Annotated in this window: 12 protein-coding genes and 2 tRNA genes; 6 read left to right on the top strand and 8 right to left on the bottom strand. The window is 54.7% G+C overall.

Translation table 11 applies throughout. The features are described from left to right. Positions 1 to 27 precede the first annotated feature (27 nt). The 3 genes from OK412_RS00935 to OK412_RS00945 all read right to left on the bottom strand — a co-directional run bounded on the left by OK412_RS00935 (position 28) and on the right by OK412_RS00945 (position 1,659). Complete coding sequence (locus OK412_RS00935; RefSeq protein WP_010257835.1) at positions 28 to 381, bottom strand: YfeC-like transcriptional regulator; 354 nt, start codon at positions 379 to 381, stop codon at positions 28 to 30. A gap of 24 nt (positions 382 to 405) precedes the next feature. Continuing rightward, the gene (locus OK412_RS00940; RefSeq protein ID WP_010257838.1) at positions 406 to 759 is read right to left on the bottom strand and encodes a YfeC-like transcriptional regulator; all 354 of its coding nucleotides are present in this window, start codon (positions 757 to 759) and stop codon (positions 406 to 408) included. Between the two features lie 111 nt (positions 760 to 870). After that, positions 871 to 1,659 (bottom strand): formate/nitrite transporter family protein, encoded by a 789-nt coding sequence (locus OK412_RS00945; protein ID WP_010257841.1) that lies wholly within the window; start codon positions 1,657 to 1,659, stop codon positions 871 to 873. Between the two features lie 359 nt (positions 1,660 to 2,018). Here OK412_RS00945 and OK412_RS00950 point away from each other — a divergent pair. Then, positions 2,019 to 2,094 (top strand) — tRNA-Ala (locus OK412_RS00950). A gap of 44 nt (positions 2,095 to 2,138) precedes the next feature. After that, positions 2,139 to 2,214 (top strand) — tRNA-Ala (locus tag OK412_RS00955). Between the two features lie 326 nt (positions 2,215 to 2,540). Here OK412_RS00955 and OK412_RS00960 read toward each other — a convergent pair. Further along, positions 2,541 to 3,731: a NupC/NupG family nucleoside CNT transporter gene (locus OK412_RS00960; RefSeq protein WP_010671371.1), complete on the bottom strand. Its 1,191-nt coding sequence runs from the start codon at positions 3,729 to 3,731 to the stop codon at positions 2,541 to 2,543. A 369-nt stretch (positions 3,732 to 4,100) separates the two neighbouring features. Between OK412_RS00960 and OK412_RS00965 the strand changes: the two genes are divergently transcribed. Beyond that, positions 4,101 to 5,342, top strand: a complete 1,242-nt coding sequence (locus tag OK412_RS00965) for an Nramp family divalent metal transporter (protein WP_010257845.1) — start codon at positions 4,101 to 4,103, stop codon at positions 5,340 to 5,342. Between the two features lie 46 nt (positions 5,343 to 5,388). Here the strand turns inward: OK412_RS00965 and OK412_RS00970 are convergent, their stop codons facing one another. Together OK412_RS00970 and mgrA are read right to left on the bottom strand one after the other, a co-directional pair. Beyond that, positions 5,389 to 5,784: a DUF2502 domain-containing protein gene (locus OK412_RS00970; protein ID WP_010257849.1), complete on the bottom strand. Its 396-nt coding sequence runs from the start codon at positions 5,782 to 5,784 to the stop codon at positions 5,389 to 5,391. A 172-nt stretch (positions 5,785 to 5,956) separates the two neighbouring features. Continuing rightward, positions 5,957 to 6,946, bottom strand: coding sequence for an L-glyceraldehyde 3-phosphate reductase (gene mgrA, locus OK412_RS00975; RefSeq protein WP_010257851.1), 990 nt, complete (start codon positions 6,944 to 6,946; stop codon positions 5,957 to 5,959). 219 nt (positions 6,947 to 7,165) lie between these two features. On the opposite strand from mgrA, the gene ipdC reads away from it, so the two are divergent. Together ipdC and glk are read left to right on the top strand one after the other, a co-directional pair. Beyond that, positions 7,166 to 8,818, top strand: coding sequence for an indolepyruvate decarboxylase (ipdC, locus tag OK412_RS00980; RefSeq protein WP_264352582.1), 1,653 nt, complete (start codon positions 7,166 to 7,168; stop codon positions 8,816 to 8,818). A gap of 160 nt (positions 8,819 to 8,978) precedes the next feature. After that, complete coding sequence (gene glk, locus OK412_RS00985; RefSeq protein ID WP_010257856.1) at positions 8,979 to 9,944, top strand: glucokinase; 966 nt, start codon at positions 8,979 to 8,981, stop codon at positions 9,942 to 9,944. Positions 9,945 to 10,098: 154 nt separating this feature from the next. On the opposite strand, the gene OK412_RS00990 is transcribed toward glk, so the two are convergent. Both OK412_RS00990 and OK412_RS00995 read right to left on the bottom strand, forming a co-directional pair. Continuing rightward, complete coding sequence (locus OK412_RS00990; protein WP_033769736.1) at positions 10,099 to 10,827, bottom strand: LytR/AlgR family response regulator transcription factor; 729 nt, start codon at positions 10,825 to 10,827, stop codon at positions 10,099 to 10,101. Next, positions 10,824 to 12,494 (bottom strand): sensor histidine kinase, encoded by a 1,671-nt coding sequence (locus tag OK412_RS00995; protein ID WP_010257859.1) that lies wholly within the window; start codon positions 12,492 to 12,494, stop codon positions 10,824 to 10,826. Before OK412_RS00995 ends, OK412_RS00990 begins: the two co-directional genes overlap by 4 nt. Positions 12,495 to 12,773: 279 nt before the next feature. Here OK412_RS00995 and OK412_RS01000 point away from each other — a divergent pair, with 279 nt between their 5' ends. After that, positions 12,774 to 13,298 carry a GNAT family N-acetyltransferase gene (locus OK412_RS01000; RefSeq protein ID WP_031590544.1) on the top strand — a complete coding sequence of 175 codons (525 nt, stop codon included), beginning with the start codon at positions 12,774 to 12,776 and terminating at the stop codon, positions 13,296 to 13,298. The last annotated feature ends 48 nt before the right edge of the window (positions 13,299 to 13,346 follow it).

Here is a 13,346-nt window from a genome sequence, read left to right on the forward strand (position 1 = left end):
GAACCGGAAGCTTCGCGCTTCCGGTTTTTACTCTTCAGTGATATCCAGACGCTGCAACATGCCTTTAATACCTATACGTAATATCAGCGCTGACAGCTGCTCCTGTTCAGCCTGACTCATTTGCGGAACCGCATTTACCAACAGTGCCGTCAGTGAATCTGCCGGAACCCTATACATTGCGGCGGGTTCGTGCAGGCTACGCGTCGAATGGATAAATTTTTCTACGCGATCATCGACATGAATCAATCGCGCCTTGCCGCCCTGAATGCCGGGTCTGGGCAGGGTGGTCCAGTTTTCGCGCTTAATCCATTTGTTCACTGTCTGTCGGCTCAGGCCCGTCTCTGAGGCGAGTTCTTCGGGTGTTAACCATTCCTTTTTCATCATACCTTCCCTGATAAATACACCTTACTCTTCGCTGATTCCCAGTCGCTGCAAAACGCCCTTGATACCTTCGCGTAAGATTAGTGCAGTGAATTGATCCTGCTCGTCCTGAGTCATTTGCTGGACGGAACTTATTAATAACGCAGGCAATGAATTGGACGGAGTGCCATAAGTTGCCGTCGGCTCGTTAAGGTTACGGGTCGACTGAATAAAACTTTTCACGCGCTCATCAATGTGAATCAATCGGGCTTTACCGCCTTGCACACCGGGCTTCGGCGTGGTCGTCCAGTTTTCCCGCTTGATCCATTTATTCACCGTTTGCCGACTGTAACCCGTCTCTGCAGCCAGCTCTTCGGGGGTAAGCCATTCCTTTTTCACGATGCAGTCCCTGATTAATACATTAGCAGGACATATTACAGCAAAACGTAACGGGTGAAAGTAACTGAAGCTGAAATTGCCTTTTGTCTCTCGACAAAAGGCAAAACATCATTACTGAGGATTACTGGCGGGTTCAGCGGCAGGGCGGAATGCAAGGAAATAGGCCAGACCAACGAACACGGCACCACCCACGGCATTGCCTGAGAAGACGGCAATAAAATTAGGGAAGTACTCTGCCCAGCTCATCTGACCGGCAAAAATGGCGGCCGGAATAATAAACATGTTGGCGACAACGTGCTGGAAGCCAATGGCCACAAACGCCATCACCGGGAACCACATGCCGAAGATCTTGCCGACCACATCTTTACTGGCAAAGGCCAGCCATACCGCCAGGCAAACCAGCCAGTTACAGCCGATGCCGGAAATAAAGGCGTGCAGGAAATCAGCGTGGACTTTTGCAGAAGCGATAGCAACGGTCTTCTTCAGGTAATCGCCCTCGGTCATACCCAGCATGTGACCAAAGAACCAGGCGACAGCCACGCTGCCGAGAAAGTTAGCCAGGGTAACCCAGAACCAGTTGCGCGCCACGCTCATAAAGCTGATGCGACGGGCGAACCAGGCCACCGGTAAGGTCATCATATTACCGGTCAGCAGTTCACCACCCGCCAGCACGGTCATGATGATCCCCACCGGAAAGACCGCGGCGCCTAACAGGCCGCCAAAAGAGCCCCATTCAGCGGGAAGGGTGTTGATCACGTGAAGATCCAGCAGGAAGCCGGTCGCAATAAATGCGCCCGCCATAAAGCCGAGAATCAGAAGGATGCTGACAGGTGCACGGCTTTTAGCCACGCCTGACTGGATCGCCAGTTGTGCGATTTCTTTAGGTGTATGCAGCGACATAGTATCTCAGTAGTTTTTTTATGATTAATGGGACGATAACGCCTGGTGGACGCGTGGTACGCGGGAGAGGGTCCCGGCGACCACTTAATTAGCGGGCTAAGTTTTGCATGCGAAAAAGCCGAAGACAAGAAAATTCCTATAACATATTTAACCGTGAATTAACCTGACGGCAGACTGAATAACAGTTAAAAAACGGTCCTGTGTGAACAGACACGATTTTCCCCTGCAGCATGCTGCTGAAACTTCGCAGGTTGCCGCCTTTTTCAGCGATCAAACAGAGAATGTCATTTTGCCGTTGACACCCCGGAGGGGGTTTCATATTATGCCGTCCGTCGCTTAACGCGACAGTTTTTCGGTTCGGGGCTATAGCTCAGCTGGGAGAGCGCCTGCATGGCATGCAGGAGGTCAGCGGTTCGATCCCGCTTAGCTCCACCAAACTTCTTCCCAAAAGTTTGGCACTGAAAAACGATTCCAGATGTGGGGGTATAGCTCAGCTGGGAGAGCGCTTGCATGGCATGCAAGAGGTCAGCGGTTCGATCCCGCTTATCTCCACCATTTTCTGACACGCCGTTGTCAAAATCCTTTCTGATTAATCTCTTATTCGCCAGTTGCTGCGGATCCCAACGCTATTGCTTTGCCATTCACGCTGCTGCGCACGCTTAATTGCGTTATTAACCGGCATAACCTGTCATGACATCCGATGCTGTTTGCAGGACGTTGTGCCGCCTCTCGTGCACGATCTGAATGCAGATGTGACATGTGCAATGAAAGAGTTAACGCAGGAAAGTGGAATCAGCGGGAAGCAGAGCAAGGATAGAGCAGAAAGAGAAGGGCGAGACCTGCTCGCCCTTTGATGCTTAGAGTAGTGCGCAGAACCGTGCTTAGAACGCCAGAACCAGACCGGCGATAGCAGCGGAAAGCACGCTGACCAGCGTAGAGCCGTACAGCAGCTTCAGACCAAAGCGGGAAACCACGTTGCCCTGTTCTTCGTTCAGACCTTTAATCGCACCGGCCACGATGCCGATAGAAGAGAAGTTAGCGAACGAGACCAGGAACACAGAAAGAATACCTTCTGAATGTGGCGACAGCTGACCCGCGATTTTCTGCAGATCCATCATGGCAACAAACTCATTCGACACCAGCTTGGTCGCCATAATACTGCCGACCTGCAACGCTTCGCCAGCAGGCACGCCCATCACCCAGGCAAACGGATAGAAGACAAAGCCGAGAACGCCCTGGAAGGAGATGCCGAAGATCAGATCAAACAGCGCATTCAGACCTGAAATCAGCGCGATAAAACCAATCAGCATGGCGGCAACGATAATCGCGACGCGGAAACCGGCCAGGATATACTCGCCCAGCATCTCAAAGAAGCTCTGGCCTTTGTGCAGATCCTGCAACTGCAGATCTTCTTCGTTTTCTACACGATAAGGGTTGATCAGCGACAGCACGATAAAGGTGCTGAACATGTTGAGCACCAGCGCGGCGACTACATACTTCGGCTGCAGCATGGTCATGTAGGCGCCGACAATCGACATCGATACGGTCGACATCGCGGTCGCGGCCATGGTGTACATGCGGCGCTGTGACATTTGGCCCAGGATATCTTTATAGGCGATGAAGTTTTCTGATTGTCCCAGTATCAGAGAACTCACGGCGTTGAAAGATTCCAGTTTTCCCATGCCATTCACTTTCGACAGTACGGTACCAATACCGCGAATCACCCATGGCAGGATACGGAAATGCTGCAGAATACCGATCAGCGCAGAGATAAAGACGATAGGGCACAATACGTTAAGGAAGAAGAAGGCCAGACCTTTGTCGCTCATGTTGCCAAAGACGAAGTTAGTACCCTCAGCGGCATACTTCAGCAGATGGTCAAAGAAGCCCGCGAATCCTTTGACGAAACCGAGTCCCGCTTCTGAGTTCAGGAAGAACCAGGCGAGCACAATTTCAATCACCAGTAGCTGTATAATGTAGCGAATGCGAATGCTTTTACGATCGTGACTAACCAGCAAGGCGAGTATCCCGACCACCACCAGTGCTAAAAGAAATTGCAAAATATGGGACATGGTTGCTCCAAATTTGAGGAGGGTTGTATTTTGTTGCGTATTCTATGTAACGCGTTACTTAAAAACGAGATGTGAACCACAATATAAGTATTCGCTATCGTTATATTTTCCAGAAAAGTTCCAGAGATCACGTCCTGTTTACAAATACTTCACTTCAGATAACCACATAATTATTGTCTGAATTTTACACCGGGCGTAAAGTGACACTATTGCTCACATTTTTAGCAATCACATCCTTTACTGTAATGTATAGCAATGGCTATACTTTATAGCAGCATCTATTACACCGATAACAATAAACGAATTTCACTTGCACCTGCTAACCCCTAAGCTGCTGGGGCAGGCAAATGTTCAGACAGGGTACCGGATATGTTTGAAAGTCGTACCGCCGAGCGCGCCGCTCGCGGAGTCAGAAAAGTCAAACTCGCACTACTGGGGCCCGCTTTTATCGCCGCTATCGGCTATATCGATCCGGGCAACTTTGCGACCAACATTCAGGCGGGCGCTGCTTACGGCTACAAATTGCTGTGGGTGGTGGTATGGGCCAACATCATGGCCATGCTGATTCAGCTGATGTCAGCCAAGCTGGGTATCGCTACCGGCAAAAATCTCGCTGAACACATCCGCGATCGTTTTCCCCGGCCTGCCGTCTGGTTTTACTGGGTGCAGGCGGAAATTATCGCCATGGCCACTGACCTGGCGGAATTTATCGGTGCCGCGCTGGGGTTCAAACTGCTGCTCGGCATTTCTTTGATGCAGGGCGCGGTGCTGACCGGCATCGCCACGTTCCTGATATTGATGTTACAGAGCCGTGGGCAAAAGCCGCTGGAGCTGGTGATTGGCGGACTGCTGCTGTTTGTGGCGGCGGCCTATATCGTCGAACTCTTCTTCTCTCAGCCCAGTGTCAAAGAGCTGGTGATCGGTATGGCGCTGCCCGCGTTACCAACGTCGGATGCTGTATTCCTGGCGGCGGGTGTGCTGGGTGCGACCATTATGCCGCACGTGATTTACCTGCACTCCGCGCTGACGCAGGGCAAAAGTGAGGACAGCAAAGGTCAGCGGTACTCCTCAACTAAACTGGATGTGGCGATTGCCATGACCATCGCCGGATTTGTTAACCTGGCAATGATGGCGACTGCCGCAGCGGCGTTTCACTTCAGCGGGCACAGTAAAATCGCTGAACTCGATCAGGCCTATCTGACGTTGCAACCGCTGTTAGGTCAGGCAGCGGCGACGGTGTTTGGTCTGAGCCTGGTGGCCGCCGGATTATCTTCAACGGTGGTCGGTACGCTGGCGGGGCAGGTGGTGATGCAGGGCTTTATCCACTTCCATATTCCCCTGTGGGTGCGCCGAACCGTCACCATGCTGCCCTCCTTTATTGTCATCTGGGCAGGCTGGGACCCGACAAGGGTGCTGGTGATGAGTCAGGTGCTGCTGAGTTTCGGTATTGCGCTGGCGTTGATTCCGCTGCTCTCCTTTACCGGCAACCGCGAGCTGATGGGCGATGATATGGTTAACTCGCGTCTGATGCAGAATACCGGGCGACTGATCGTGCTGCTGGTGATTACGCTGAATCTTTACCTGCTGGTGGGTGAAGCGCTGGGGCTGTAGCGGTTATGGTAAACAAGAAAACGCCCGGTTCTGCCGGGCGTTTTTATTAATGGCGATCGTGTCCGTGATGGTCTGGACCGCGATGGTCAGGACCACGACGGTCATGATGATCCCAGCCACGATCACGATCGCGGCGATACTGATGTTCCCAGCGACGCTCACGGTCGCGCTCATGCCAGCGGCGTTCGCGCTCCCACTGCTGCTGACGACGCCACTCTTCGTGTCGCCACCAGCGGCGTTCGTTGTAAGAATAGCGGTCGTTCCACCAGCGCGGTTCACGCCAGCGACCACCATCCCAGTAATAGCCACGGCGATCGCGATCGCCAAGATTCAGGGTGACGCCGGGGGCCAGAGTAATAGAGGCACTGGAGGCCTGGGCTGTGTGGTGTGCCAGCGGCGACAACAGGGCCAGCAGGGCAGCAAAAATAAGGGCTCTTTTCATTTTCTTCTCCTCATCAACAGTCTGACGCTGTTGCGGCGCAGCGATTATGCCTGCGTATTGCTGTTGTTACCGCATCATTGTGTCGGAAGATTGTGAGGAAATTGGGGAGAGAAAGGGGTTTGAGACTATTCTGGCGCAGAAAACGCCCGGCGTCAGCCGGGCGCTAAAACCGTTACAGTAGTGCCGCGTCAATCGCAGCTAACTCGCTATCGCTGAACTGACGGCGAGCGAGCATCGCCACCGCGTCATCGATCTGGGCCGTTTTGCTGGCCCCGATCAGCACTGAAGTCACACGCTCATCGCGCAGCACCCACGCCAGCGCCATCTGCGCCAGCTTCTGTTCGCGCTGCTGCGCAATAGCATTAAGCTTGCGGACTTTCTCCATCTTCTCATCCGTCAGCTGGTTCTCATTCAGGAACTTGCTGCCGCTGGCCGCGCGCGAATCTTCCGGAATGCCCTGCAGATAGCGATCGGTGAGCACGCCGCCTGCCAGCGGAGAGAAGGCGATACAGCCGACGCCCGCATCGCCCAGCGTCTGAATCAATCCCTGCTCAGGTGTGCGTTCAAACATCGAATAGCGCGGCTGGTGAATCAGACAAGGGGTGCCTAGATCGCGCAGGATAGCTATCGCTTCGGCGGCGAGATCGGCCGGATAGTTTGAAAGGGCAGCGTAAAGCGCTTTGCCCTGGCGCACCACATGATCCAGCGCGCGCATCGTCTCTTCCAGCGGGGTTTCCGGATCGGGACGGTGATGATAGAAAATATCCACATACTCCAGCCCCATTCGCTTCAGGCTCTGATCCAGACTGGCGACCAGATATTTACGCGAACCCCAATCCCCATAAGGCCCCTGCCACATGGTATAGCCCGCTTTAGTGGAGATGATCAGCTCATCACGATGGGCACGAAAATCTTCCCGCAGAATACGCCCGAAGTTCTCTTCGGCTGAGCCAGGGGGGGGACCGTAATTGTTGGCTAAGTCGAAGTGCGTGATGCCAAGGTCAAACGCATGACGCAGCAGCTCACGGCTGTTATCGACCCGGGTACTGTCACCAAAGTTATGCCACAGTCCCAGCGAAATGGCGGGCAGTTTAATGCCGCTGCGGCCGCTGCGGCGATATTCCATCTGTTGATAGCGATCGGGGTGAGGGAAAAGGGACATTCAGCGCTCCTGGGTAAAAACGGGGATATGTGCCAAAAGTCTATCAGTGTATACGGTTACACTTAGTGACAGCGCGCTGCAATTCGCATTTTTACAGAATATTCCGCCAGCGTAACGTCGCCTTTCCAGCCATTGCGGCTGGCTAAAATAGCGGCACGCCTCGCTAATTTCATCCTCTGTCAGATACTTAACCCGACTCTTCCCTGAAAGGAATGCGCGATGTCCACGTTCACTGTTGGAGATTACCTGCTGACCCGTCTGCAGGAGATTGGTGTAAAGCATCTGTTTGGCGTGCCGGGCGACTATAACCTGCAATTTCTTGACCACGTCATCGCCCATCCGGCCATCAGCTGGGTAGGCTGCGCTAATGAGCTTAACGCAGCCTATGCGGCAGACGGTTATGCACGCTGCAACGGCGCAGGAGCGCTATTGACCACGTTTGGTGTGGGCGAGCTCAGCGCGATTAATGGCATTGCAGGCAGTTATGCCGAGTATCTGCCGGTGATCCATATCGTTGGCGCGCCTGCGACGCAGGCCCAGTTGCAGGGGGATTGTGTTCATCATTCGCTGGGCGATGGCGATTTCCAGCATTTTATTCGCATGGCCGCAGAAGTCAGTGCGGCAACGGCACAGCTTACCGCCGACAACGCCACGGCTGAGATTGATCGGGTGATCGTCTGTGCGCTGCAGGCCCGCCGTCCCGGCTATTTATCGCTGGCCGTCGACGTGGCGGCCATGGAGGTGCAGCCACCCGCGCAGCCCCTGAACAGTCATCAATCCTCTTCGCCCGCTGCGCGTCGCGCTTTCAGCGACGCGGCGGAACGTTTGCTGGCACCGGCGCAGCGGGTTTCACTGCTGGCCGATTTTCTTGCGCTGCGCTGGCAGCAGCAGTCCGCACTGGCCGCGCTGCGTGAACAGCGTGCGATTCCCTGTGCCAGCCTGCTGATGGGCAAGGGGGTTCTGGATGAACAGCAGCCGGGTTACGTCGGTACCTATGCCGGTGAGGCCAGCGCAGGTCAGGTGTGCGAACAGATCGAGCAGGTGGATGTGGCGATCTGCGTCGGGGTGCGATTTACCGACACCATTACTGCTGGCTTCACGCAGCAGTTTAACCCTGAGCGACTGATTGATCTGCAGCCCTCCAGCGCCAGCGTGGGCGGTGAACGTTTTGCGCCGCTGTCGATGGCGGATGCGCTGAGCGAACTGCTGCCGCTGTTTAAACGCTATGGCCAGCAGTGGCAACCCGCCGCCGCACCGCCCGCCGCGCAGCCTGCAGAACCGGCGGCGGTGATCAGCCAGCAGGCGTTCTGGCAGGCGATGCAGGCATTCCTGCAACCCGGCGACCTTATTCTGGCCGAGCAGGGGACAGCCGCCTTTGGGGCCGCCGCGTTAAGATTGCCCTCGCAGGCGCAGCTGGTGGTTCAGCCATTATGGGGATCAATCGGCTATACTCTTCCGGCAGCATTTGGCGCGCAGACTGCCGATCCTGATCGCCGGGTTATCCTGATCATCGGGGACGGTTCGGCGCAGCTGACAATTCAGGAACTGGGTTCGATGCTGCGCGACCAGCAGCGACTGATACTCTTTTTGCTGAATAATGAAGGCTATACCGTTGAACGGGCGATTCACGGCGCAACACAACGTTACAATGATATTGCCCAATGGAACTGGACGGCCTTACCGCACGCCCTTAGCCTGCAGGGCCAGGCGCAGAGCTGGCGTATCAGTGAAACGGTGCAGTTAGAGGAAGTGATGGCGCGACTCTCAGAGCCGAAGTGGCTCTCTCTGGTTGAAGTCGTTATGCAGAAAGAGGATTTGCCGCCACTGCTACGAAAAGTCACCGCCTGCCTGAATCAACGCAACGGCGGCTAAGATTCAGATAGTTGCCGCTGTGCAGGGTGGACTATCGCGGTTAGGCTGTAGCACACCTGAGTAAGACGCTCACCAATCGCACCGGTGAGCGTTGTTGTTTTATGGGCAGAATTTTATAGTGTCCTCCAACTCTTAAGACCCCAAGCGGAGCAACAGAAGAATGACAACCTATGCCTTGGTCGGCGATGTCGGCGGTACTAACGCACGCCTCGCCCTGTGTGAGGTGGAAAGCGGCAGCATCACCCAGGCCAAAACATTCTCAACATCAGAATACGACAGCCTCGAAGCCGTCATCCGCCACTATCTTGATGAACAACAGCAGGACGTTAAAGATGGCTGTATTGCCATTGCCTGCCCGATTACCGATGACTGGGTTGAAATGACCAACCATGACTGGGCGTTTTCCACGCGCAAGCTCAAAGAGAACATCGGTTTTGAACACCTGGAAATCATTAACGACTTCACTGCGGTATCCATGGCGATCCCGATGCTGACCGCCGAAAACGTGATTCAGTTTGGCGGTACAGAGCCAGTCAAAGATAAACCTATCGCGATTTATGGTGCCGGCACCGGATTAGGCGTCAGCCATCTGGTGCATGTGGACAAGCGCTGGGTCAGCCTGCCAGGTGAGGGCGGTCATGTCGACTTCGCTGCCAACAGCGAAGAAGAAGATCAGATCCTGGAAGTGCTGCGCGAAGAGCTGGGCCATGTTTCAGCGGAACGTGTGCTGTCAGGTGCCGGTCTGGTTAACCTCTATCGTGCGATTGTTAAAGTGGATAATCGCGTGCCGGAAAACCTGAAGCCGAAAGATGTCAGCCAGCGTGCGCTGGATGACAGCTGCACCGACTGCCGTCGCGCGCTGTCAATGTTCTGCGTCATCATGGGCCGTTTCGGCGGCAACCTGGCGCTGAATCTTGGCACCTTTGGTGGTGTCTATATTGCCGGCGGCATCGTGCCACGCTTCCTGGAGTTCTTTAAGTCGTCGGGTTTCCGTGCGGCGTTTGAAGATAAAGGCCGCTTCCGCGACTATGTTGCCAGCATCCCGGTTTATATGATTACGCACGACCAGCCTGGCCTGCTGGGCGCGGGCGCGCATCTGCGCCAGACGCTGGGTCGCGAAATCTGATTCTGCTTTACCTCGCGCGCACTGCCATTTGCGCGCGAGCGATTTTCCCGATCTGCCTGCTTCAGCGGGGCAGGATCGGGAAATCCCCCCGGACTTTTTGCTGCTCTCCTGCTTCGCCACACCTCTTTCTGAACAGGTCTTTAACCCTCCTGCGCTACAGGCGCATCAGCTGTCGAAACTGCTTCACCTTACTGCGGCTGACCGGCACCTGAAACTCCAGATCGCGCAGCTTCAGCAGATAGGTGTTGTTAAACCACGGCTCGATTTCACGAATCTTGCTGAGGCTGACGCAGAAAGAGCGGTGGCAGCGGAAAAATTGCTGTTCCGGCAGGCGTGAACAGAACTCGGTAATATTCATCGACATCACGTAGGATTCGCGCCGGGTATAAACAAAGGTCAGCTTCTCATGCGCCTCAACGTAGTAAATATCATTCACGTCAGTGACGATAATGCGCTCATCTTTGATCAGGTTGACCGTCTGCGGCGCGGGCGTGGCGCTGAGATGGCTGACCGCCTGCTGCGCCTGCGCTGTGGCTTCGAGCTTGTTCAGCATGGTGACAATCCGCGACTCCTGATAGGGCTTGAGAATGTAGTCAAACGCCTCCAGCTCAAACGCTTCTACCGCATGCTCTTTCCACGCGGTAATAAAGACAATCAGTGGCTTATGGGCAAACTGATGGATATTCTGTGCCAGCAGCATGCCATCCAGTGAGGGGATGTTGATATCGAGAAAAATCACATCAACCCGATGCTGTTGCAGATACTTCAGCACGTCCAGACCATCGTCAAAACAGGCTTCAATCTCGATTTTGCTGTGATGCTGAATCATCCAGCTCAGCTCCTGCTGCGCCAGGAATTCATCTTCCACAATAATGGCTTTCATAACAGATTCTCCGCCAGGCGCTGGCCATTCTTACTCAGCGTAAAGGAAATCTCGGTGCCCGGCTGATGCCGCACGATATTCAATCCCTGACCCGACAAAAGTTTTACCCGATGATGCACATTGAGCAGGCCGATTTTATTACCGGGCATTTCGTTACGCGCCACCCGTGCTATCACTTCGTCACTGATGCCCTGACCGGTGTCCCGCACCGAGATCCGCACCTGATCGCCCAGATCCCGGACGCTCAGCGTCACCACGCCTTTGCCTTTACAGGGCTGGATGCCATGGACAATGGCATTCTCCACCAGAGGCTGGATCAGCAGACTCGGCAGCAGAAAATGGAGATCCTCATCGACGTCATAGATCATCGTCAGCTTATCGCCAAACCGGGCCTGCTCGATGGCGATGTAATCTTTCACCTGCCACAGCTCTTTACGGATGTCGATTAGCTCATCGTCGTTCAGTTCCAGGTTGTAGCGCAGATAGCGTGACAGGTTGATCACCAGCTGGCGGGCGGTATCGGGATTGAGCCGGATAGAAGAGGAAATAGCATTCAGGGCGTTGAACAGGAAATGGGGATTTATTTTACTTTGCAGCGCACGCAGTTCCGCTTTATTAGCCATCTCGCGCAGTTGCTCGGCACGCGACACTTCAAGCTGGGTTGAGATGATTTGTGACAGGCCGATCGCCATCTCCTTCAGCGAGCCGGTAATACGGTGTGCGCGGCGATAGTAGATTTTCAGCGTGCCGGTGACTTTGCCTTTCTCCCACAGCGGGATCACGATCATGGAGTGAATATCTTTGGTGCGATGCGCTTCATCGTTGTTCTTAATGATAATTTTACCGCTGGCGATCGACTGCGCCGTGGTGGGGCTGATGCCATCATCCCCATGTTTATAATTATGTTCGCCATAGCCGACGTAGGCCAGAATCTGTTTTTTATCGGTCATCGCCACCGCATCGGCTTTGATCTCCCGTCGGATAATGTCACAGATGTTGCGCAGCGAGTCGCTGTTCACCTGACGGAACAGCGGCAGGGTTTTATTGGCGATCTCCAGCGCCAGCTTGGCCTGGCGGGCGGCAATCGCCTCTTTTTCCCCCTCGACGCTCTGCACCAGCAGCACAATGATGCCGATACTGGAGGCACCGAGGATCATCGGCAGAGCAATTTCTGACACAATCGCCAGCCCGAGTGAGGTGGGGCGCGCCCACACAACAATCAACAACATCGTCAGGGCTTCACAGAGCATGCCGCCGACGATACCGGCACGCCAGCGGTGCTCTTTCAGTACCCGGCGATTAATACCGCCCGCGACGATACCGGCAATGATGCTGGTAATCAGGCAGGGCACGGAGGTCACGCCGTGAATATCGATCAGAAAACGGTGCAGACCGGCGATAACCCCGGTGGCGATCCCGACCCAGGGGCCAAACAGAATGCCACCCGCCATCACGGCGATGACCCGCACATTCAGCAGTGAACCATCGACATCGACACCCGACCAGGTACTGAACAGCGCAAACAGGGAAAAGATGGCAGTAACGGCTACTTTCTCCGCACGGGTGTGTTCATCTTTTTGCAGCAGCTGACGAAACGGGCGGGTGCGTGTCAGGAAGAACAGGCAGATCAGCATCAGGGCGGCGCGGTCAAATACTGCCAGTAACATCGTGAAGTGGGAGGACACAGGCGACTCGTCGGCAATGGAAAGTGCCTCTATGATAAAAAATGTGATCGCGAACCGCTAGCGTCCCGATCAATCACGGCGGGAGTTAGTGTTTCAGATCAATTTTTACGGCATATCTGCAAAAAGAGGAAAGGTTGAGTGCATTAAAGGGGAACAGTTTTTTCGCCCTGCAGAGGCTGGTCGCTAAGGTGGTGTTTTGCTATGTTGCGCGATGAGGTGCGCCAGTGACCGCTGGAAAACCGCGCCCATCGGGAGCAGCAGATGCAACTTGTCACCGCCAGATTAACCCTGAGTAAATTACAGCCAGAAGACTGGCAACTGTTTCGTGCCGTCCATGAAGATCGCGACACCATGACCTGGGTGAGCGAAGTCCCCGATGAAGCGGATATCCGCCAGCGCTTCACCGAGCGTCTGGCCCCCTGGCAGGCGAGCAGTTTTCATATGCTCTGCCTGGTTGCGCGACGTCGTGACAACGGTGAGCCGATTGGCCTGTTTGGCTGCAGCCCCGAATGGGAGCCATACCGTCAGGCGGAGGTGGGCTATATGCTGCTGCATCGCCACTGTGGGCAGGGATATGGCAGCGAAGCCCTGGCGGCGCTGTGTCAGTTTTTGCTTGAAGCCGATTTCCACAAACTCAAAGCGATGGTGATTGAAGGGAACTGGGCGTCACGCCGTATTCTGGAGAAAAACGGCTTTCAGCTGGAGGGCACGCTACGGGATAATTATCTGCTGAACGGCTGCTGGGTGAACGATTGGCTGCTGGGGCGGCTGAATCCGCAAAAATAAAAATATTTTCCGCCACCCTCGACAAAATGATCCTCGCCACGTTATGTT

It is taken from the genome of Pantoea sp. JV6 (assembly GCF_025910055.1).
Taxonomy (GTDB): domain Bacteria; phylum Pseudomonadota; class Gammaproteobacteria; order Enterobacterales; family Enterobacteriaceae; genus Pantoea; species Pantoea agglomerans.